The sequence below is a fragment of the Mycobacterium sp. PS03-16 genome (assembly GCF_004570325.1).
Lineage (GTDB): Bacteria > Actinomycetota > Actinomycetes > Mycobacteriales > Mycobacteriaceae > Mycobacterium.
In genome coordinates this window covers 1-20,607 of sequence record NZ_SPQO01000026.1, presented here as the reverse complement: position 1 = coordinate 20,607, position 20,607 = coordinate 1, and the positions used below count along the sequence as shown (strand labels likewise).

The 20,607-nt window shown below is 70.0% G+C and carries 16 protein-coding genes and 1 pseudogene; 8 read left to right on the top strand and 9 right to left on the bottom strand.

Annotation, left to right across the window (positions count from 1 at the left end; translation table 11 throughout):
• Positions 1 to 239 precede the first annotated feature (239 nt).
• Both gltB and E4P42_RS19655 read left to right on the top strand, forming a co-directional pair.
• On the top strand, positions 240 to 4,823 hold the full coding sequence (gene gltB / locus E4P42_RS19660) for a glutamate synthase large subunit (RefSeq protein ID WP_135127752.1): 4,584 nt from the start codon (positions 240 to 242) through the stop codon (positions 4,821 to 4,823).
• On the top strand, positions 4,816 to 6,285 hold the full coding sequence (locus tag E4P42_RS19655) for a glutamate synthase subunit beta (RefSeq protein WP_135127751.1): 1,470 nt from the start codon (positions 4,816 to 4,818) through the stop codon (positions 6,283 to 6,285). Before gltB ends, E4P42_RS19655 begins: the two co-directional genes overlap by 8 nt.
• A gap of 486 nt (positions 6,286 to 6,771) precedes the next feature.
• Here the strand turns inward: E4P42_RS19655 and E4P42_RS19645 are convergent, their stop codons facing one another.
• Entirely contained in the window at positions 6,772 to 7,623 is an 852-nt protein-coding gene (locus E4P42_RS19645; protein WP_135127749.1) for an LLM class F420-dependent oxidoreductase, read from the bottom strand.
• 70 nt (positions 7,624 to 7,693) lie between these two features.
• Here E4P42_RS19645 and E4P42_RS19640 point away from each other — a divergent pair, with 70 nt between their 5' ends.
• The 4 genes from E4P42_RS19640 to E4P42_RS19625 all read left to right on the top strand — a co-directional run bounded on the left by E4P42_RS19640 (position 7,694) and on the right by E4P42_RS19625 (position 12,222).
• Positions 7,694 to 8,260 carry a TIGR03086 family metal-binding protein gene (locus tag E4P42_RS19640; RefSeq protein ID WP_135127748.1) on the top strand — a complete coding sequence of 189 codons (567 nt, stop codon included), beginning with the start codon at positions 7,694 to 7,696 and terminating at the stop codon, positions 8,258 to 8,260.
• Complete coding sequence (locus E4P42_RS19635) at positions 8,253 to 8,876, top strand: maleylpyruvate isomerase family mycothiol-dependent enzyme (RefSeq protein ID WP_135127747.1); 624 nt, start codon at positions 8,253 to 8,255, stop codon at positions 8,874 to 8,876. The genes E4P42_RS19640 and E4P42_RS19635 overlap by 8 nt, the downstream gene beginning before the upstream one ends.
• A gap of 15 nt (positions 8,877 to 8,891) precedes the next feature.
• Positions 8,892 to 9,899: a PHP domain-containing protein gene (locus E4P42_RS19630; RefSeq protein WP_135127746.1), complete on the top strand. Its 1,008-nt coding sequence runs from the start codon at positions 8,892 to 8,894 to the stop codon at positions 9,897 to 9,899.
• An 88-nt stretch (positions 9,900 to 9,987) separates the two neighbouring features.
• Positions 9,988 to 12,222, top strand: coding sequence for a catalase (locus E4P42_RS19625; protein WP_135127745.1), 2,235 nt, complete (start codon positions 9,988 to 9,990; stop codon positions 12,220 to 12,222).
• A gap of 1 nt (position 12,223) precedes the next feature.
• On the opposite strand, the gene dinB is transcribed toward E4P42_RS19625, so the two are convergent.
• Together dinB and E4P42_RS19615 are read right to left on the bottom strand one after the other, a co-directional pair.
• A complete protein-coding gene (gene dinB, locus E4P42_RS19620; protein ID WP_135127744.1) occupies positions 12,224 to 13,468 on the bottom strand; it encodes a DNA polymerase IV in 1,245 nt (414 codons plus the stop codon).
• A gap of 24 nt (positions 13,469 to 13,492) precedes the next feature.
• The gene (locus E4P42_RS19615) at positions 13,493 to 14,131 is read right to left on the bottom strand and encodes a TetR/AcrR family transcriptional regulator (RefSeq protein WP_245234129.1); all 639 of its coding nucleotides are present in this window, start codon (positions 14,129 to 14,131) and stop codon (positions 13,493 to 13,495) included.
• A 76-nt stretch (positions 14,132 to 14,207) separates the two neighbouring features.
• On the opposite strand from E4P42_RS19615, the gene E4P42_RS19610 reads away from it, so the two are divergent.
• Positions 14,208 to 15,677, top strand: coding sequence for an NAD(P)/FAD-dependent oxidoreductase (locus tag E4P42_RS19610; RefSeq protein ID WP_135127742.1), 1,470 nt, complete (start codon positions 14,208 to 14,210; stop codon positions 15,675 to 15,677).
• Positions 15,678 to 15,756: 79 nt separating this feature from the next.
• Here E4P42_RS19610 and rraA read toward each other — a convergent pair whose 3' ends face one another.
• The 6 genes from rraA to E4P42_RS19580 form a co-directional block, all read right to left on the bottom strand.
• A complete protein-coding gene (gene rraA / locus E4P42_RS19605; RefSeq protein WP_135127741.1) occupies positions 15,757 to 16,236 on the bottom strand; it encodes a ribonuclease E activity regulator RraA in 480 nt (159 codons plus the stop codon).
• A 9-nt stretch (positions 16,237 to 16,245) separates the two neighbouring features.
• Entirely contained in the window at positions 16,246 to 17,001 is a 756-nt protein-coding gene (locus tag E4P42_RS19600) for a MerR family transcriptional regulator (protein ID WP_135127740.1), read from the bottom strand.
• A 45-nt stretch (positions 17,002 to 17,046) separates the two neighbouring features.
• Positions 17,047 to 17,538, bottom strand: a complete 492-nt coding sequence (locus tag E4P42_RS19595; RefSeq protein WP_135127739.1) for a hypothetical protein — start codon at positions 17,536 to 17,538, stop codon at positions 17,047 to 17,049.
• Positions 17,539 to 17,607: 69 nt separating this feature from the next.
• Positions 17,608 to 18,561 (bottom strand): copper resistance D family protein, encoded by a 954-nt coding sequence (locus E4P42_RS19590; RefSeq protein ID WP_167759554.1) that lies wholly within the window; start codon positions 18,559 to 18,561, stop codon positions 17,608 to 17,610.
• Positions 18,537 to 19,061 carry a copper resistance CopC family protein gene (locus tag E4P42_RS19585; protein WP_135127738.1) on the bottom strand — a complete coding sequence of 175 codons (525 nt, stop codon included), beginning with the start codon at positions 19,059 to 19,061 and terminating at the stop codon, positions 18,537 to 18,539. Before E4P42_RS19585 ends, E4P42_RS19590 begins: the two co-directional genes overlap by 25 nt.
• Positions 19,062 to 19,072: 11 nt before the next feature.
• Positions 19,073 to 19,729, bottom strand: a complete 657-nt coding sequence (locus tag E4P42_RS19580) for a DUF6474 family protein (RefSeq protein WP_135127737.1) — start codon at positions 19,727 to 19,729, stop codon at positions 19,073 to 19,075.
• A gap of 214 nt (positions 19,730 to 19,943) precedes the next feature.
• On the opposite strand from E4P42_RS19580, the pseudogene E4P42_RS27045 reads away from it, so the two are divergent.
• A pseudogene (locus tag E4P42_RS27045) lies at positions 19,944 to 20,607 on the top strand (hypothetical protein); the annotation flags it as partial.

The following is a 20,607-nucleotide window of genomic DNA, read 5'->3' as shown; positions in this document are numbered from 1 at the left end:
GCTGCCGGCGGGACCGCCGGTCCACCGTCGGCAACCTGACCGGCGAGTATAGTTAGGTTCGACTAAGTTGGCATGTCAGGCGGTGTTTGACCTATCGTTTTGTCCACTTGTGGCGAGTAGGGAAAAGGCCGCTGTTCAGTGCTGCACAGAGGACCGCCTCCGCCCCGTCGGCTAACGCCGTTGCGACGAGCAGCGGCGCACTAGCTTCGCCGAAGGTTCGAGAGTAAGGGTCAGGTGGGATGCCAGCAGCGCCCAGTGGGCTGTACAACCCCGCGTACGAGCACGATGCATGTGGCGTCGCCATGGTGGCCGATATGCACGGACGACGCAGCCGCGACATCGTCGACAAGGCCATCACGGCCCTGCTGAACCTCGAGCACCGCGGCGCCCAGGGCGCCGAACCCAACACCGGCGACGGTGCCGGCATCCTGCTGCAGGTGCCGGACGAGTTCCTGCGCGCGGTCGTCGACTTCGACCTGCCTGAACCGGGCAGCTACGCGACCGGCATCGCGTTCCTCCCGCAGTCCTCGAAGGATGCGGCCACGGCGTGCGAGGCGGTCGAGAAGATCGCCGAGGCCGAGGGTCTGCAGGTGCTCGGCTGGCGCGACGTGCCCACCGACGACTCGTCGCTCGGCGCCCTGGCCCGCGACGCGATGCCGACGTTCCGGCAGATCTTCCTCGCCGGCGCCTCGGACATGGAGCTCGAGCGCCGCGCCTACGTGGTGCGCAAGCGCGCCGAGCACGAACTCGGCACCAAGGGCCCCGGCCAGGACGGACCCGGCCGCGAGACCGTGTACTTCCCGAGCCTGTCCGGGCAGACCTTCGTCTACAAGGGCATGCTCACCACCCCGCAGCTGCGCGCGTTCTACCTGGACCTGCAGGACGAGCGGCTGACCAGCGCGCTGGGCATCGTGCACTCCCGCTTCTCGACCAACACGTTCCCCTCGTGGCCGCTGGCCCACCCGTTCCGGCGGGTCGCGCACAACGGTGAGATCAACACCGTCACCGGCAACGAGAACTGGATGCGGGCCCGCGAGGCGCTCATCAAAACCGACGTGTTCGGTACCCGCGCCGACCTCGACAAGATCGTGCCGGTCTGCACCCCCGGGGCGTCGGACACCGCCCGCTTCGACGAGGTGCTCGAGCTGCTGCACCTCGGGGGCCGCAGCCTGCCGCACGCGGTGCTGATGATGATCCCGGAGGCCTGGGAGCGCCACGAGTCGATGGACCCCGCCCGCCGGGCTTTTTATCAGTACCACGCGTCGCTGATGGAGCCGTGGGACGGACCGGCCTCGGTGTGCTTCACCGACGGCACCGTGATCGGCGCCGTGCTCGACCGCAACGGCCTGCGCCCCTCGCGCATCTGGGTCACGCGCGACGGCCTCGTCGTGATGGCTTCCGAAGCCGGCGTCCTCGACCTCGACCCGGCCACCGTCGTGCAGAAGATGCGCCTGCAGCCCGGCCGCATGTTCCTCGTCGACACCGCGCAGGGGCGCATCGTCTCCGACGAGGAGATCAAGACCGAACTCGCTGCCGAGCACCCGTACGCGGACTGGCTCGAGGGTGGGCTGTTCCACCTCGACGAGCTGCCCCAGGGTGACTACGTGCGCATGCCGCATCACCGCGTGGTGCTGCGTCAGCAGGCGTTCGGCTACACCTACGAGGAGCTCAACCTGCTGGTGGCGCCGATGGCGCGCACCGGTGCCGAGCCGATCGGCTCGATGGGCACCGACACCCCGGTCGCCGTGCTGTCCCAGCGGCCGCGGATGCTGTTCGACTACTTTCAGCAGCTGTTCGCCCAGGTGACCAACCCGCCGCTGGACGCCATCCGCGAAGAGGTGGTGACCAGCCTGCAGGGCACCGTCGGCCCCGAAGGCGACCTGCTCAACCCCGGGCCCGAGTCGTGCCGGCAGATCGTGCTGCCGCAGCCGATCCTGCGCAACGCCGAACTGTCCAAGCTGATCTGCGTCGACCCCGACCACGAGATCCGCGGGCACAAGCACGGTATGCGCGCCGCGGTGATCCGCTGCCTGTACCCGGTCAACCGCGGCGGCCAGGGCCTCAAGGAGGCGCTCAACAACGTGCGCGCCAAGGTGTCGGGCGCCATTCGCGACGGCGCCCGCATCATCGTGCTGTCCGACCGCGAGTCCAACGAGCAGATGGCGCCGATCCCGTCGCTGCTGTCCGTGGCGGCCGTGCACCACCACCTGGTCCGGGAACGCACCCGCACCCAGGTCGGGCTGGTCGTCGAGGCCGGCGACGCCCGCGAGGTCCACCACATGGCCGCACTGTGCGGCTTCGGCGCCGCCGCCATCAACCCCTACATGGCGTTCGAGTCCATCGAGGACATGGTCGACCGGGGTGTGATCAGCGGCATCAGCAGTGATCAGGCCAAGGCCAACTACGTCAAGGCCGCAGGCAAGGGTGTGCTCAAGGTGATGTCCAAGATGGGCATCTCCACGCTGGCGTCCTACACCGGTGCGCAGCTGTTCCAGGCCATCGGCATCGACCAGAAGCTGCTCGACGAGTACTTCACCGGCCTGCACTGTCCGACCGGCGGCATCGATCTCGACGACATCGCCGCCGACGTCGCCACCCGCCACGCGCTGGCCTACCTGGACCGCCCCGACGAGCGCGCACACCGCGAACTCGAGGTCGGCGGTGAGTACCAGTGGCGCCGCGAGGGCGAGTACCACCTGTTCAACCCCGACACCGTCTTCAAGCTGCAGCACTCCACCCGTACCGGGCAGTACTCGATCTTCAAGGAGTACACCAAGCTGATCGACGATCAGTCCGAGCGGATGGCGTCGCTGCGCGGGCTGCTGACCTTCCGCGACGGGATCCGCCCGCCGGTGCCGCTCGACGAGGTGGAGCCGGCCAGCGAGATCGTCAAGCGGTTCTCCACCGGTGCGATGAGCTACGGCTCGATCTCCGCCGAGGCGCACGAGACACTGGCGATCGCGATGAACCGCCTCGGCGGGCGGTCCAACTCCGGTGAGGGCGGCGAGGACGTCAAGCGCTTCGACCGCGACGAGAACGGCGACTGGCGCCGCAGCGCGATCAAGCAGGTGGCGTCCGGCCGCTTCGGGGTCACCAGCCACTACCTGAGCAACTGCACCGACATCCAGATCAAGATGGCCCAGGGCGCGAAACCCGGTGAGGGCGGCCAGCTTCCGGGGCACAAGGTGTACCCGTGGGTGGCCGAGGTGCGGCATTCCACGCCGGGCGTCGGGCTGATCTCCCCGCCGCCGCACCACGACATCTACTCGATCGAGGATCTGGCGCAGCTGATCCACGATCTGAAGAACGCCAACCCACAGGCCCGCGTGCACGTCAAGCTGGTCAGCGAGAACGGCGTCGGCACGGTCGCGGCGGGGGTGTCCAAGGCGCACGCCGACGTGGTGCTGATCTCCGGGCACGACGGCGGCACCGGCGCGACGCCGCTGACGTCGATGAAGCACGCCGGCGCGCCGTGGGAACTCGGCCTGGCCGAGACCCAGCAGACGTTGCTGCTCAACGGCCTTCGCGACCGCATCGTGGTGCAGGTCGACGGTCAGCTCAAGACGGGCCGCGACGTGGTGATCGCCGCGCTGCTGGGCGCCGAGGAGTTCGGCTTCGCCACCGCACCGCTGGTGGTGTCGGGCTGCATCATGATGCGGGTCTGCCACCTCGACACCTGCCCGGTCGGCGTCGCCACCCAGAATCCGGTGCTGCGCGAGCGGTTCAACGGCAAGCCCGAATTCGTCGAGAACTTCTTCATGTTCATCGCCGAAGAGGTCCGCGAGATGATGGCCGAGCTGGGCTTCCGCACGGTCAACGAGATGGTCGGCCAGGTCGGCGCGCTGGACACCACCCGGGCGGCCGAGCACTGGAAGGCCCACAAGCTCGACCTGACCCCGGTGCTGCACGAGCCCGAGTCGGCGTTCATGAATCAGGATCTGTACTGCAGCTCGCGTCAGGACCACGGCCTGGACAAGGCGCTCGACCAGCAGCTGATCGTGATGTGTCGCGAGGCGCTCGACACCGGGAAGCCGGTCAAGTTCACGACCACGATCGCCAACGTCAACCGCACGGTCGGCACGATGCTCGGCCACGAGGTGACCAAGGCCTACGGCGGGCAGGGGCTGCCCGACGGCACCATCGACATCACGTTCGACGGGTCGGCGGGCAACAGCTTCGGCGCGTTCGTGCCGCGCGGCATCACGCTGCGCGTGTACGGCGACGCCAACGACTACGTGGGCAAGGGCCTCTCGGGTGGCCGGGTGGTCGTGCGGCCGTCCGACAACGCCCCGACCGACTACCTCGCCGAGGACAACATCATCGCAGGCAACGTCATCCTGTTCGGGGCGACCAGCGGTGAGATGTTCCTGCGCGGCCAGGTCGGCGAACGCTTCGCGGTCCGCAACTCCGGCGCCGTCGCGGTCGTCGAAGGGGTCGGCGACCACGGCTGCGAGTACATGACCGGCGGCAAGGTGGTGATCCTCGGGCCGACCGGACGCAACTTCGCGGCAGGCATGTCCGGCGGTGTCGCCTACGTGTACGACCGCGCGGGCACGCTCGCCGAGAACCTCAACGCCGAGATGGTGGAGCTCGAGGGCCTCGACGACGAAGACGTCGAGTTCCTGCGCGGCATGGTGCAGGCGCATGTCGATGCCACGGATTCCGCTGTGGGACAGCGGGTCCTGAACGACTGGGATGGGGAAGTGAAGCATTTCGTCAAGGTCATGCCGCGCGACTACAAGCGCGTGCTGACCGCCATCGCCGATGCCGAGCGCACCGGTGCCGACCTGAACGAGGCGATCATGGCGGCCGCCAGTGGCTGATCCGCGCGGTTTTCTCAAGTACACCCATCGCGAGACGCCGCAGCGGCGGCCGGTGCCGCTGCGCCTGCGCGACTGGAAAGAGGTCTACGAGGAGTTCTCCCACGAGACACTGCAGACCCAGGCGGCTCGCTGCATGGACTGCGGAATCCCGTTCTGCCACAATGGGTGCCCGCTGGGCAACCTGATCCCGGAATGGAACGACCTGGTCTTCAAGGACCGGTGGCGCGACGCGATCGAGCGACTGCACGCGACCAACAACTTCCCGGAGTTCACCGGGCGGCTGTGCCCGGCGCCGTGTGAGGCGTCGTGTGTGCTCGGCATCAACCAGGATCCGGTGACCATCAAGCAGGTCGAGGTCGAGATCATCGACAACGCCTTCGACGAGGGCTGGGTCGTGCCGATGCCGCCGGACCGGCTGACCGGCAAGAAGGTCGCCGTCGTCGGCTCCGGGCCCGCGGGTCTGGCCGCCGCGCAGCAGCTGACTCGCGCCGGGCACACCGTCACGGTGTTCGAACGCGCCGACCGCATCGGCGGCCTGCTGCGCTACGGCATCCCCGAATTCAAGATGGAGAAGCGCCACATCGACCGCCGCCTGGAACAGATGGCGGCCGAGGGCACCGAGTTCCGCACCGGGGTCAACGTCGGTGTCGACCTGAGCGTGGCCGAGCTGCGCAAGGAGTTCGACGCCGTGGTGCTGGCCGGTGGGGCGACCGCCTGGCGGGACCTGCCGATCCCCGGCCGGGAACTCGAGGGCATCTACCAGGCCATGGAATTCCTGCCGTGGGCCAACCGCGTTCAGATGGGTGACGACGTCCTCGGTGAGGACGGCGAACCGCCGATCACCGCCAAGGGCAAGAAGGTCGTCATCATCGGCGGCGGCGACACCGGCGCGGACTGCCTGGGCACCTCGCACCGGCAGGGCGCGGCCAGCGTGCACCAGTTCGAGATCATGCCGCGCCCGCCGGAGGAGCGCGCCGACTCGACGCCGTGGCCGACCTATCCGCTGATGTTCCGGGTGTCCTCGGCGCACGAAGAGGGTGGCGAGCGGGTCTTCTCGGTCAACACCGAGGAGTTCTGCGGCGACGAGAACGGGCGCGTGAAGTCGCTCAAGGTGCACGAGGTCGAGATGAAGGCCGGCAAGTTCGAACGCGTCGAGGGTTCGGACTTCGAGCTGGAGGCCGATCTGGTGCTGCTGGCGATGGGCTTCGTCGGCCCCGAGAAGGCCGGCCTGCTCAGCGACCTCAAGGTGGAGCTCAACGAACGCGGCAACGTGGTGCGCGACGCGGACTTCGCCACCTCGGTGCCCGGCGTGTTCGTCGCCGGGGACATGGGGCGCGGGCAGTCGCTGATCGTGTGGGCGATCGCCGAGGGCCGTGCCGCGGCCGCGGGCGTCGACCGCTACCTGATGGGAAAGACCGCGCTCCCGGCGCCGATCAAACCCACCGCGGTGCCGCAGCGCTGACCTGCTGACCGTCGGCCGTGCCGGCGATCTGTCGAGTGTGAAACCTGGGCGGGATCTCCGACGAGATCCCGCCCAGGTTTTCGCATTGGGCGTCGTGCCGAGGCCCGCCGCTGCGCCGGTCGCAGGTCACGGTGATCACACAGATCACGCCAGAAACTTCCGTCACTCGACCGGCGCGCCTAGTGTCCTTTGCCGCCGCCGCAGTTTCTAATGACTTGGTGTGGGTATTGCGATAAGGTAGCCCACGGTTCAGCAATTGGTTTACCGCAGGAGTGATCACCGTGTCCCTCAGCCCGCTAACCCGGTCCCGGGTGGGTCGAATCGCCTGGTCATTGTTCCGCCACCCCGTCAAGAGCCGCGAGTTCCCGGCCAAGCACGAACGCCTCATCACCCCCGACGAGCTGCTTCGTTACGGCGTCTAGCTAATCCGAACCGCACCGGTCGCGGCCCGAACGATGCCGCGACCGCATCTTTGCCTCATCGTTATCAAACCGTGACAAGGCCTGAGTCGCGGATCGCCTCGGCAAGCGGCTCCAGGACCGCGGCGTCATATGGCGGCGGCAGGTACACGATGGCCAGGTCCAACCCCTCGTCCCCGAGCGCGGCGGCCTCGGCGACCACCTTCGCGTAGTCCCGGTCCGCACCGAGGCGGACGTGGGCCGAGAGCATGATCTCCTTCGGATCGCGGCCGATGTCCGCACAGTGCGAGGCCAACACGTCGCGCTTGCGGGCGAACTCCTCGGGCGGGCCGCCGACGTAGTTCCAGTGCTGGGCGTAGCGGGCGGTGATCCGCAGCGTGCGCTTCTCGCCGTTGCCGCCGATGCAGATCGGCGGATGCGGCTGCTGCGGCCCCTTGGGCTCGTTGCGGGCGGCCTTGAGTTGGTAGAACCGCCCGTCGAACGTCGTCGTCTCCTGGGTGAGCAGTCCGGTCAGCACCGCGCAGGCCTCCTCGAAGCGGTCGAAGCGCTCCTTGACGCTGCCCAACTCGATGCCGTACGCGCCGGACTCCTCCTCGTTCCAGCCCGCGCCGATCCCGAGCTCCAGCCGCCCGTTGGAGACGATGTCCAGCGCCGAGGCCATGTTGGCCAACACCGCCGGGTGCCGGTAGTGGATGCCGGTGACCAGCACGCCGACCCGCAGCCGCGTGGTCGCCTGGGCGAGTGCGGTCAGCGTGATCCAGCCCTCCAGGCACGGCCCGGTGGAGTCGGAGAAGATCGGATAGAAGTGGTCGAACGTCCAACCGGATTCGTAGACGTCGATGCCGTCGGCCGCCTGCCAGATCGGCAGCATCTCGGCCCAGGTGGTGTTCTGCGGTGAGGTCTTGAAGGCGAAGCGCACGTGATCCGAGGTTAGTCCGCGACCTGGCGATCGCCGATGAGTTTCGGCCGCCGCGCCGGTCCATACGGACATGATCGATCTGACCTCGGCTTGCGAGCGCACGGCCGGACTCGTCGCTTCGGTGCCCGACGATGCGCTCGGCGGCGCCACCCCCAACGAATCCATGACGGTGCGTGACCTGGTCGCGCACATCGGCGGTCTGTCGGCGGCCTTCACCGCCGCGGCCCGCAAGGACCTCGGCGAATGGACCGACACCCCGCCCGACGAGCACGCCCCGCTCGACGACGGCTGGCGCAGCCTCTACCCGCAGCGGCTGACGGCGCTGGCGCAGGCGTGGCGCGATGCCGACGCGTGGACCGGGATGACCCGGGCCGGCGGTGTCGACCTGCCGGGCCAGGTGGCCGGCGCGGTCGCGCTGGCCGAGGTGGTGATCCACGGCTGGGATCTCGCGGTCGCCACCGGCCGGCACTACGACTGCGACGAGCCGACCGCCCATGCCTGCCTGGAGCACCTCGCGCAGTTCGATCCGGCCGGCACCGAGGGTCTGTTCGGGCCGGCCGTACCCGTCGACGGCGCCGCCCCGGCGATCGAGCGCATCGTCGGGCTGAGCGGCCGCGACCCGCACTGGCGTGCGTGACCTCTGGGCGGTGGTGCACGCCGAGCGCCGCGCCCTGGCCGACGATCTCGAACCGCTGACCGCCGGGGGGTGGGCGACGCCGTCGCTGTGCGCCGGATGGGACGTGCACGACGTCGTGGCACACCTGGTGTCGTCGGCCCGCCAGGGCCGGCTCGGGTTCGTGGTGGCACTGGCCCGGGCCCGGTTCGACTTCGACCGCGAGGTGGCCAACGGCGTCGCCGCCGAACGGCGCGCGGACCCGGCCGACACGCTGGCCGCGCTGCGCGCGGTCTGTGGACGCAGCGATACCCCGCCGGTGCCGCTCATCACCCGCATCGAGGAAGTGGTCATCCACGGCGAGGACGTCCGCAGGCCGCTCGGCATCACCCGCGAATACCCGACCGAGTGGGTGGCGCGCGCCGTCGAGCACACCGCGCGCGAACGGTTCGCCGGCGGACGGGACCGCGTCGCCGGCCTCACGCTCGCCGCGACGGACTGCGCCCTGCGGGTCGGCGCGGGGCCTGAGGTCGGCGGGCCGGTGTTGTCGCTGCTGCTCGCGGCGTCCGGGCGGGCAGCGGCGCTGCCGGAGCTGACCGGGCCGGGCGTCGACGTGCTGGCGGAGCGGCTCGCGGCCTGAAGGCACACTGGAGCCATGGATCCCGTCGCCGCGCTGCGCCAGATCGCGTACTACAAAGACCGGGCGCGCGAGGACTCCCGGCGGGTGATGGCCTACCGCAACGCCGCCGACGTCGTCGAACGGCTCACCGAGGCCGAGCGCGAGCGCCATGGCGCCGCCAACAGCTGGCAGAGCCTGCCCGGCATCGGCCCCAAGACCGCCAAGGTGATCGCGCAGGCATGGGCCGGCCGCGAACCCGACGCGCTCGTCGACCTGCGGGAGAACGCGACCGACCTCGGCGGCGGTGAGATCCGCGCCGCGCTCAAGGGCGACCTGCACGTGCACTCGAACTGGTCGGACGGATCCGCGCCGATCGAGGAGATGATGCTCACCGCGCGCGACCTCGGCCACGAGTACTGCGCGCTGACCGACCATTCCCCGCGCCTGACCATCGCCAACGGCCTGTCCCCGGACCGGCTGCGCAGACAGCTCGACGTCATCGACGAACTGCGCGACACCGTCGCTCCGCTGCGGATCCTGACCGGAATCGAGGTCGACATCCTCGAGGACGGCTCGCTCGACCAGGAGGACGAGCTGCTCGAGCGGCTCGACGTGGTGGTCGCCAGCGTGCACTCGAAGCTGGCGATGGAGTCCGGCGCGATGACGCGGCGCATGCTCAAGGCCGTCGCCAACCCGCACACCGACGTTCTCGGCCACTGCACCGGCCGGCTGGTCACCGGCGGCCGCGGGATGCGGCCGGAGTCGACGTTCGACGCCGAGAAGGTGTTCACCGCCTGCCGCGACCACGGCACCGCCGTCGAGATCAACTCCCGGCCCGAGCGACGAGACCCACCCACCCGGCTGCTCAACCTGGCCCTCGACATCGGCTGCGTGTTCTCGATCGACACCGACTCCCACGCCCCCGGCCAACTCGACTTCCTCGGCTACGGCGCGCAGCGCGCGCTGGATGCGGGCGTCCCTGTCGACCGCATCGTCAACACCTGGCCGGCCGAGCGGCTACTGGAGTGGACGAGCGGCGTTTAGCGGCCGATCGCAGAGGTATCCCCGCGGGAGCGTGTCGACGGGTCCGGTGGATGTGCCCGCACTGACATGGAACGACGAAGGGGAGCCCATGGCGCAGGACCGCGGAGCCAAAGAGACGATCAAGAGCGTCGTCAAGGATGCCAAGGACAGGGTGAAGGAAGCCGCCGAGCGGCTGCAGCAACACAGTCCGAAGTACATACCCGGCGCACCCGGTCCGGAGCCGGCGATGTTCGATGAGCCGACCACCCCGCGGGAGCCGCTGCCGCCCAAGCCGGATCAGGGCGGACCCGACTTGCGCACTGCGACCGGACTTTCGGTCGGCGGTGGACAGACAGCGCGGGGGCAGCAGGGGGAGTACCTCACCACGGCCCAGGGCGCGCGGCTGTACGACACCGACCACTCACTCAAGGCCGGGCAGCGCGGCCCGACCCTGCTGCAGGACCACCACCTGCGGGAGAAGATCACCCACTTCGACCATGAGCGTATCCCCGAACGCGCGGTGCATGCCCGCGGTGCCGCGGCGCACGGCGTGTTCCGCGCCAACGGCACCGCGGAGAAGATCTGCAAGGCCGGGTTCCTGAAGTCCGACGCGGAAACCGCTGTCTTCGTCCGGTTTTCGACCGTGCTGGGGTCGCGCGGATCGGCCGACACGGTGCGCGACACCCGCGGCTTCGCCACCAAGTTCTACACCGACGAAGGCACGTTCGACCTCGTGGGCAACAACATCCCGGTGTTCTTCATCCAGGACGGCATCAAATTCCCGGACGTCGTCCATGCCGCGAAACCGCATCCCGACCGTGAGATCCCGCAGGCCCAGAGCGCTCATGACACGTTCTGGGACTTCGTGTCCCTGCACACCGAGGCTCAGGCCCACACCATGTGGAACATGTCGGACCGCGGCATTCCGCGCTCCTACCGGATGATGGAGGGCTTCGGCGTCCACACCTTCCGGCTCACCGGGCCGGACGGGTCGACGTCGCTGGTGAAGTTCCACTGGAAGCCGCGTCTGGGCGTGCACTCGATGGTGTGGGAAGAGGCGCAGATCGCCGCCGGAATGGATCCGGACCTGCACCGCCGCGACCTCGCCGACGCGATCGAGAAGGGCGCCTACCCCGAATGGGATCTCGGTGTGCAGGTGATGCCCGATGCGCCGGACCAGATGTTCGAGGGCATCGACCTGCTCGATCCCACGAAGATCGTGCCAGAAGAACTGGTCCCGGTGCAGGTGATCGGCACCATGCAGCTCAATCGCAACCCGACCAACTTCTTCGCCGAGACCGAACAGGTCGCGTTTCACCCCGGCCACCTGGCGCCCGGAATCGACGTCACCGACGACCCGCTCCTGCAGGCGCGGTTGTTCTCGTATCTGGACACGCAACTCAGTCGGCTGGGTGGCCCCAACTTCGGTCAGATCCCGATCAACCGGCCGCACGCACCGGTCAACGACATGTTGCGGGACGGCTTCCATCAGCATGCCGTGCATCCCGGTGTGGCTCCCTACCAACCCAATTCGCTCGACGGGGGGTGCCCGTTCATGGCGGGTGCGGCTACGGGCGCCTTCATCGAGGTGCCCGCGGTGGTGGCCGCGGCGACGAAAGTCCGTGCCGCACCGGCCTCCTACGACGACCACTTCAGCCAGGTGTCGATGTTCTACCGCAGCCTCAGCCCTGTCGAACAGGCGCACGTCGCCGACGCGTACACCTTCGAACTGGGCAAGTGCTACGAGCAGGCGATCAAAGAGCGTCAGCTGGCCGTGCTGGCGAACATCGATTCCGAACTGTGCGCGACGGTCGCCGCCGGATTGGGCCTCGAGCCGCCCGCGCCCACCGTCGCTCCCGTCGAGCCGGGCCAGCTCAGCCCCGCGGTGTCCCAGATCGGTCAGCGCTGGCCGACCGACGGCCGCAACATCGCCGTCCTCGTCGGTCCGGGCTCCGACATCAACGACGTCGCCACCGCCGTGGACGCGTTGGGCTCGGCGAAGCTGGTGCCCCTGGTGGTCGCGCCGCACGGCGGCACCCTGACGCACGAGGGCGGCAGCGTGCCGGTCTCGCGGACGTACGCGACGGCGCGTTCCATCGAGTTCGACGCTGTGGTGATCGCGGGCTCGCCTGCCACCGTGCAGGCGAAGATCCTCGTCGACGAGATGTTCCGGCACTTCAAGGGGATTGCGGTGTTGCCGCAGGGCTCCGATCTGCTGGGCCGGGCGGGGGTGGACGCCGCTGCCGAGGGCGTCCTGAGCGGATCGGACCCGGCGGCGCTGGTCGCCTCGCTGATCGAGAGCCTGGGCGAACACCGGGTGTGGAGCCGCGACATCGCCGCCTGAGTCAGTCCGGCAGCTGCGGCATCTCCAGACCGGGGTCGCGGCCGAGTAGCACACCGCGGGTGAGGGCGGCGGCGCCGTAGCGGGTGCGCACCTCGTCCACCGCGGCGTCGAGCGCCCCGGCCTCGGCGGTGGCGTCGGGGTGGTCGAGCGGCAGCTCGAGCTGCTGGGCGCCGTCGCGGTCGATGTTGGACACCGCGAACCCGATCAGCGTCAGACCGCGCTGGGCGATCAGCGGGGCGGCGGCCGCGACGAGTTCGCGGGCGGCGGCCAGCACCGCGTCGGTGGAGGCCGTCGCCCGCGGCATCGTGTGCGAGCGGGTGGCGCGGGAGAAGTCGTCGAAACGCAGCCGCAGCACCACGGTGCGGCCGGTGCGGTCGGCCCGGCGCATCCGGCGGGTGATCCGGTCGACGAGGTTGACCACGACCGCGTCGACCTCGGCCGCCGACATGGTGTTGCCGCGCCGGCCCAGCGCCCGCTGCGCCCCGACCGACCGCCGCCGCACGCCCGTCACCACCCGGCGGCGGTCGATGTTGTGCGACAGCGCGTACAGCTGGTGGCCCATGGCGCCGCCGACCATGGCGGCCAGCGTCGACTCACCGAGTTCGGCCACGTCCGCGACGGTCTCGATGCCGTGCGCGTGCAGCTTCTCGGCGGTCTTGGCGCCGACACCCCACAGCCGGCGCACGGGCAGGGGGTGCAGGAACGCCAGCTCACGATCGGGCGGCACCAGCAGCAGCCCGTCCGGTTTGGCCTCCTGGCTGGCGACCTTGGCGAGGAACTTGGTCCGCGCGATCCCGACGGTGATCGGCAGCCCCACCCGCTCCCGCACGTCGGCGCGCAGCCGGGCGCCGATGTCGACCGGGGTGCCCGACACCCGGCCCAGCCCGGACACGTCGAGGAACGCCTCGTCGACCGACAGGGGTTCGACCACCGGCGTGGTGTCGTGGAAGACCTCGAAGACGTCGGCGCTGGCCTGGGAGTACGCCGCCATCCGCGGCGGGACGACGATCGCCTGGGGGCACAGCCGGCGCGCCTGGTGGCCGCCCATCGCGGTGCGCACCCCGTACGCCTTCGCCTCGTAGCTCGCCGCCAGCACCACCCCGGCGCCGACGATCACCGGCCGGCCGCGCAGCGCCGGGTCGTCACGCTGCTCGACGGAGGCGTAGAACGAGTCGAGGTCGGCATGCAGGATGGAGGCCGACGCAGGAGGCCGACCGGTGGCTGACGTCGCACCGGACACGAACATATGTTCGCATGCCGGGCCGACGGATCAGGGTGCGTCGTGATAAACGCTGGTGGTCCAGATGTGCACCAGGGTGTCGAGCACCTTGGCTTCGGAGACCGCCGGCCGCTCCCCCGCGAACGCCGTGGACATCACGCGCTCGTTCATCAGGTTCAGTGCCGCGGCCAGATCGGCCGCGGGCAGCGTCTGCGGGGCGGCCCCGCGAGCGCGTTCGGCCTCGATCACCGCGGTGATGTGATCGACCCACTTCTGCATGAACCTCGACCACAGATCGCGGACCTCGCGGTTGGCCGTGCGCGACGCGTCCGCGGCCAGCGACACCGCGCGGTGTGAGCCGAACGTCTCGACGAACACGTTGATGCCGGTGCGCCAGATCGCCATCCGGTCCTCGGGCGGGTTGGACACCAGCTTCTCCAGCGCGGTGTCGGCCTCGACGATCACCTGCTCGAACAGCCGCAGCAGCACCGCGTCCTTGGAGGCGAAGTAGAAGTAGAACGTCGGCCGGGAGATGCCGGCGCCCTTGGCCAGGTCGTCGACCGAGATGTCGGCGAACGCGCGCCGGCCGAGGAGGTCCTCGGCGGTGGTCAGGATCGCCTGCTCACGTTCGTCGCCCGACGGGCGGGCGGATCGGCGGGCCCGGGTGCGGGCGTGGCTGGCGGCGGTCACCTGTTCGACTTTACACGGTGTCGAATTTCTCAACACACTGTTGACTATCTCGACGTGGCGTTGATAACTTGACAACATGACCGAATTTGTCGACGTCGTGATCGTCGGGGCCGGGATCTCCGGCATCAGCGCCGCCTACCACCTGCAGGAGCGCTGCCCGTCCAAGAGTTACGTGATCCTCGAACGCCGCGAGAACCTCGGCGGCACCTGGGACCTGTTCAAGTACCCGGGCATCCGCTCCGACTCCGACATGTACACGCTCGGCTTCCGGTTCAAGCCGTGGACGCAGGAGAAGTCCATCGCCGACGGCGCCTCGATCCTGAGCTACCTCAAGGAGACCGTCGCCGAGTACGGCATCGACCGCAAGATCCGCTACGGGCAGCGCGTCACCTCGGTCGAGTGGTCCGACGCCGAGAACCGGTGGACCATTTGCATCGAGGCCGACGGTGAGCAGCGCGAGATCCAGTGCGGCTTCCTGATGGCCTGCAGCGGCTACTACAACTACGACGAGGGCTACTCGCCGGAGTTCCCGGGCGCCGCCGACTTCGCAGGCACCATCGTGCACCCGCAGCACTGGCCGGAGGACCTCGACTACGCCGGCAAGAAGATCGTCGTCATCGGCAGCGGCGCGACGGCCGTGACGCTCATTCCGGCACTGGCGAAGTCGGGTGCCGGCCACGTGACGATGCTGCAGCGCTCACCCACCTACATCGGCTCCCTGCCCGACGTCGACCCGTTCGCCGTGCAGGCCGACCGGCTGCTGCCGCCGAAGCTGTCCGCATTCGCGATCCGGTGGAAGAGCATCATCTTCCAGTCGGCCCAGTACCAGCTGAGCCGGCGCTTCCCGCAGTTCATGCGCAAAACCCTGCTCACCATGGCGCAGCGCCGGCTGCCCGAGGGCTACGACGTCGAGAAGCACTTCGGCCCGAGCTACAACCCGTGGGACGAGCGACTGTGCCTGGCGCCCAACGGGGACTTCTTCAAGACCATCAAGTCCGGTAAGGCCGACGTCGTCACCGACACCATCGACACCTTCACCGCCAACGGCATCCGGCTGTCCTCCGGCGAGGAGCTCGAGGCCGACATCATCGTCACCGCAACAGGTCTGAACATGCAGCTGTTCGGCGGGGCGACGATCTACCGCAACGGCGAAGAGGTTCCGCTCAACGGCCTGATGGCCTACAAGGGCATGATGCTCACCGGTATGCCGAACTCCGCGTTCACGATCGGTTACACCAACGCCTCCTGGACGCTGAAGGCCGACCTGGTCTCCGAGTTCGTTTGCCGCCTGCTCAACTACATGGACGCCCACGGGTTCGACACCGTCGTCCCGCAGCATCCGGGCAACTCCGTCGAGGAACGTCCGATTCTGGACTTCACGCCGGGTTACGTGCTGCGGGCGCTCGACCGGCTGCCCAAGTCGGGGTCGGTGGCGCCGTGGCGGCTCAAGCAGAACTACTTCATCGACATGCGGCTGATCCGCCACGGCAAGGTCGACGACGAGGCGCTGCAGTTCTCCAAGCACCGCGCACCCGTCGCGGTCTGAGTCCCCCGCCGAGCAGACGCAGAAGTGCCCCGAAACCACCGTTTCGGGGCACTTTCATGTCTGCTCGCGGACCGAGGTGCTAGGGGGTGACCACGACGATGCCGTCGTCGTCGCTGTAGACGACGTCGCCGGGGTGGAACCTCACTCCGCCGAACTCGACGGGTGTGTCGCGCTCTCCCGCACCGGTTTTGGTGCTCTTGCGCGGGTTGGTGCCGAGCGCCTTGATGCCGATGTCGAGCGTGCGCAGCGTCGATGCGTCGCGCACCGCGCCGTGGACGATCAGCCCACTCCACCCGTTGTCGCGGCCCAGCGCCGCGATCAGGTCGCCCACCAGCGCGGTGTGCAGCGACCCGTCCCCGTCGATCACCAGCACCCCGCCGTCGCCGGGTTCGGACAGGATCGACTTGAGCAGCGCATTGTCCTGGAAGCAGCGCACCGTCGTGACGCGGCCGGCGAACTGCGGGCGTCCGCCCAACTGGCGCAGCTGCAGATCGCAACTGCGGACGTCGGGGCCGATGTCGTCGACCAGGTCTGCGGTGGCGCGGGGTTCGATGGTCACCGCCCGATGTTAGCCACCCGTGCGCGCCGCGATGATGTCGTGCAGGTACTGCGCCAACCCCGGTTCCACGTCGTCGTAATAGCGCGTGAATCGCTCGTCGGCCAGATACATGTCGGCCAGGCACATCTGCATCCGGTCGTCGCAGTCGTAGAACCGCTCGATCGACGCGCGGTGGCGTTCGGCCAACCGGTCGGCCTCCGGGGATCCCGGCGCGACCGCTGCCCGTTTGGCCGCGGCCAGATCGGCCAGCAGCGCGTCGTTGTCGGCCTTGATCTCGATCCAGTCCTGTTTGGTGTAGGCGGCGGCCCGGCGCTGCGACTGCTTCCAGGCGTCGCCGTCGCCCCAGCGTTCCTCCGCCTCGCGGGCGTACTCGTCGCCGAAGGCGGTGGTGCCGAAGATCTCGACCTGTTCGGCCGCGGTCAGCTGGATACCGCTGCGGTGTGCGTCCATGAGTTCCTCCACTGCTTTGATCGTGTGGCCAACCCGGTCGGCATGCTCGTGCAACAGCTCGAGCTGGCGCTGCAGATGCGCGAGCACGTCGGCGGCGGGATCGTCGAGCAGCGTGCGGATCTGCTCGAGTGCCAAGCCCACCGACCGGTACACCAGCACCAGGTGCAGGCGTTCGACATCGGCATCGGTGTACCGGCGGTAGCCCGCCGCGGTGCGCGCGCTGGGCACCACCAGACCGATGTGGTCGTAGTGGTGCAGTGTGCGTACCGAGACACCGGTCATCTTGGCGACGGTGCCCACCGTGCGGGCTTCCATGAGGCCCACTGTGCACCCTGACGTCGCGTCAGGGTCAAGGAGGAATCAGCGGCGGCGGGCGACCAGGACGGCGAGCAGCAGCAGCACGCCCGCAGCGACCGCCGCGGCCAGCGGCAGTCGGGAATCGTCGGAGTCGGACACCGGCGCCGGCACCCGGCCCGACACCGGGTTGTCGGCAGCGGCCACGGTCGACTTCGCCTGCGCCGCGGTCTGCTCGGCGGCCGACGCGAGGTCGCCGGACGGGTCGACCAGCGCGGCGGGCGACGTGGCCGGCGCCGCGACGGACGGCGTCGGATCAGTGGGTGGCTGCTCGGCCGGCGCCTTCTTCGGCGGGGCCTTCTTGGCGGGCGCCTTCTTGGCCGGGGCCTTCCTCGCGGCCTTGGCGGGAGCCTTCTTCGCGGCCGTCTTCTTCGCGGGGGTCTTCTTCGCCGGGGCCTTCTTGGCGGGCGGTGGCGTCACCGGGGGAGTGGGTGCCGCGGCGTCCGCCGGGCCGGCGGCACCGGACTGCTCGTCGGACCCATCCTGGGGGTCTGCCATCGAGGCTGCTCCTTCACGGTTTCCGGGGTCGGCGAGGGTGGCTCCATCATGCCAGGCCGCGCATGAGCGTCATCCGGTGACGGCCAGCGCCGCGGCTAGCGTCAGCGCCGCGGCCATGATCGCCAGCTCGGCCAGCGAACGCGTGCGGGACAGCCCCGCGGTGGCCCGGTGGCCGCGGGCGGCGGGCAACCAGCCGGTCCGGTTACGCCAGGCCAGCACCAGCAGTGCCGCGGTGACGATCAGCTTGGCCGTCAGCACGCGGCCGTATCCGGTGTCCCACAGCTGCGCCGGCGAGTCGAGCCGGGCGAACGTTCCGGCCACGCCCAGCACGGCCAGCAGCGCGACGCAGCCCAGCGCCAGCGTCGAGAACCGCGGCAGCACCCGCGCCCACTGCCCGCGGTGTCGCACCGTGAGCAGCAGCCCGGCCAGCGTGCCGCACCACAGGCCGGCCGCGAGTGTGTGCACCGCGACCGAGACCCCGCCCAGCGCGCTCTCGGTCAGGTGCCCGGCCAGGGTGCGCGCGGTGAGCCCGGCGGCCGCGATCCCGCCCGTGACGTATGCGGAGGCGGCGGTGGGTGGGGCGGCGACGGCCGTCGCGCACACGGCCGCTGCGGCGACGGCGCTGACCAATCCGGCCCGGCCGGGATTGGTGTGGACGACGAAGTCGATGAACATCCCGACGCCCACACCGCCGACGGGCAGCGCCGCGGCCTGGGCCGTGACCACGAGGAGTCGGACGACTTCGGCCAGCAGCCACACCGCGGCGCCGACCGCCAGCGCGGGAGCCGCCGACCGCACCAGTTCGGCGCGGTGCCGGCCGGTGTCGAGAAACGCCATCACCGACAGACCGAGCACGACGGCACCGGCGCAGTCGGCCACCGCACGAACGGCCGTCGCGCCCAGCGAGTTCTGCGGTGCCCCCAGCGCCCAGGCGACCACCGACGTCGCGGCCACCACGGCCAACCCACCGGCCACCGCCCGCGCCGGCGGCGGCGGGGTCACGTGCGCCGACGCGCCGCCCACACCGCGCCCGCTCCGACCAGCAGGGACGCGACGAGCACGAACGGCCACACCGGCATGTCGCCGTCTGCGGGCTCTTCTGCGGGTGCGGCGGCCGAGGGCCCCGGCGTGCCGGTGCCGCCGACGGAGAGCTCGAACGACCAGGAACCGGACACCACGTGCCCGTCGGCCGACGTGGCGCGGTAGTTGACCGTGTACCGGCCGGCCGGACCGAGCGGCCGAACGCCCACCGACACCACCGGGCCCTCCACGGCGACCTCGTCGGTCGACCACAGGTTGCCGTCCGGGCCCACGACGGTCATCGCCGCGAACGCGGTCTGCATGGCCTCGTTGAACGTCGCGCTCACCCGCGTCGGCGCCTGCGTCAGCACGGAGTCGGGGACCGGATCCTCGGCGATGCGGGCGGCATGCGCGGCCGCGGGCCCGGCCCCGGCCAGCGCGCTCACCGCGAGCACCACCGTCGTGACGACGGCAACCAACCAGCGCGTAGGCGGACTCTGCATCACATCGAACTTCACGCCACGCCGAGCCGCGCCATCAGGTCGGCGTCGATCCCGTCGAGCTGACCGGAGATGGCGGTGTGCGCGGCGCGTCGGCGGGCGGTCGGCATGTTCTCCGCGGCGGTGACCGCGGCCGACAGGTCGCTGAGCCGTTCGGTGATCGCGGCGACGAACTGTTTGGTCTCGGCGTCCTTGGGCTTCTTGTCGGCCACCAGCCGCAACGACTGCTCGGCGCCGGCGATGCGGGCCGACAGCTCCGCGCCCTGCCCGGAGAACTGCCCCAGCTGGCTCAGCGGCACCCCGAGGCGGTCGGCCCGGCGCTCATCGGCGAAGCCCCGGGCGGCTATCGACCCGCGGTACACGAGCGGGACGACGATCGGGGCCACCAGCCTGGTGACGGTCAGGACCCGCCGGATCCGGGAGGGGGAGAACAGCTTGCCCTCCCTGGCGGCGCGGAGCTGGGTCTCAGCAACCTTGAGCGCGGTGCGGTCGCTCTCGCGCAGCGCCCGCAGCTGCGCCTTGACCGCCTTGGCCTCGGCCTTCTGCTCGGCCTTGTAGCGGCGCACCTCGTTCTTGGCCGACAGCTTCGCCTCGAGCTTGGCCTTGGTCTTGATCGCCCGGGCTTCGGCTCGCCGGGTGGCGCGGCTTTTGCGTCGCTTGAACAAACCCATACCCCGCTGCCTCCCGGTCCTCGTCTGGCCGGCCGCTGCGCACGGCCACATCGGTGCTGTCCAACCCTAGCGTCCGGGTGTCGCGCGGCGACGGTCGCGGTGGTGACCCGGGCAACGAGTGCAAAACTGCAGCAAACGGGGCCTCGTTATTGTGCGACAATCGTCACAGCGGCCGGAGCAACCGGGCCGCACGGGGGATGGAGGGGGTGTCCCGGTGGGTTCGCGGGTACGTATCGCCGCGTCGGCCTGCCTGGTGGCTGCAGGACTTTTCCTCACCGGCCTCGGCGGCGCGATGGCCGTCGCGCATCCTGACGACGGAGCCGGCACCAGCGACGGCACCGCCGGTACCGGCTCGAGTGACGACAAGAGCCAGGACACCGGGGGCACCGCCGCACCGGACCGCGACAAGAATCCGCCCACCGGCGACGAGTCAGGCACCGGCGGCTCCGGGTCTCCCGAACCCAGCGATGATCCGTCGGCGTCCCGCAGCAGCACTCCCACCACGAAGACCACACCGTCCACCACGCCGCCCACGTCGCCTTCTACGTCGTCGACGACCTCGACGACCACGGAAACGACGACGACCACCGAAACGACGACGACCACGACGTCGTCGACCGGCCTGTCCGACCCCCAGGACGACGACAACGACGGTCCGACCGGTGATGTCCCGTCCGACCAGCCCGGTGAACAGGCACCGGGCGACGAACCCGCGCCGATCAACCCCAGCGTGATCAACTCCGTGCCCGGCCTGCCTGCTGTGCCCGTGGTGGCGCCGATGGCGCCGATCGCGGTTCCGGTCCTGGCCGTCCCGCCGCTGGCCGCCCCGGCGCTCGGCCTGCCCGCGGGCGGCGCCGGCGTGGGAGCCGGGGTGGGAC

Excerpts from the sequence above, each read along its gene's own strand:
- gltB (WP_135127752.1), top strand. The coding sequence starts at position 240 with ATGCCAGCAGCGCCCAGTGGGCTGTACAACCCCGCGTACGAGCACGAT.
- E4P42_RS19640 (WP_135127748.1), top strand. The coding sequence starts at position 7,694 with ATGATCGATCTGACCTCGGCTTGCGAGCGCACGGCCGGACTCGTCGCT.
- E4P42_RS19630 (WP_135127746.1), top strand. The coding sequence starts at position 8,892 with ATGGATCCCGTCGCCGCGCTGCGCCAGATCGCGTACTACAAAGACCGG.
- E4P42_RS19625 (WP_135127745.1), top strand. The coding sequence starts at position 9,988 with ATGGCGCAGGACCGCGGAGCCAAAGAGACGATCAAGAGCGTCGTCAAG.
- dinB (WP_135127744.1), bottom strand. The coding sequence starts at position 13,468 with ATGTTCGTGTCCGGTGCGACGTCAGCCACCGGTCGGCCTCCTGCGTCG.
- E4P42_RS19610 (WP_135127742.1), top strand. The coding sequence starts at position 14,208 with ATGACCGAATTTGTCGACGTCGTGATCGTCGGGGCCGGGATCTCCGGC.
- E4P42_RS19600 (WP_135127740.1), bottom strand. The coding sequence starts at position 17,001 with ATGGAAGCCCGCACGGTGGGCACCGTCGCCAAGATGACCGGTGTCTCG.
- E4P42_RS19595 (WP_135127739.1), bottom strand. The coding sequence starts at position 17,538 with ATGGCAGACCCCCAGGATGGGTCCGACGAGCAGTCCGGTGCCGCCGGC.
- E4P42_RS19585 (WP_135127738.1), bottom strand. The coding sequence starts at position 19,061 with ATGCAGAGTCCGCCTACGCGCTGGTTGGTTGCCGTCGTCACGACGGTG.
- E4P42_RS19580 (WP_135127737.1), bottom strand. The coding sequence starts at position 19,729 with ATGGGTTTGTTCAAGCGACGCAAAAGCCGCGCCACCCGGCGAGCCGAA.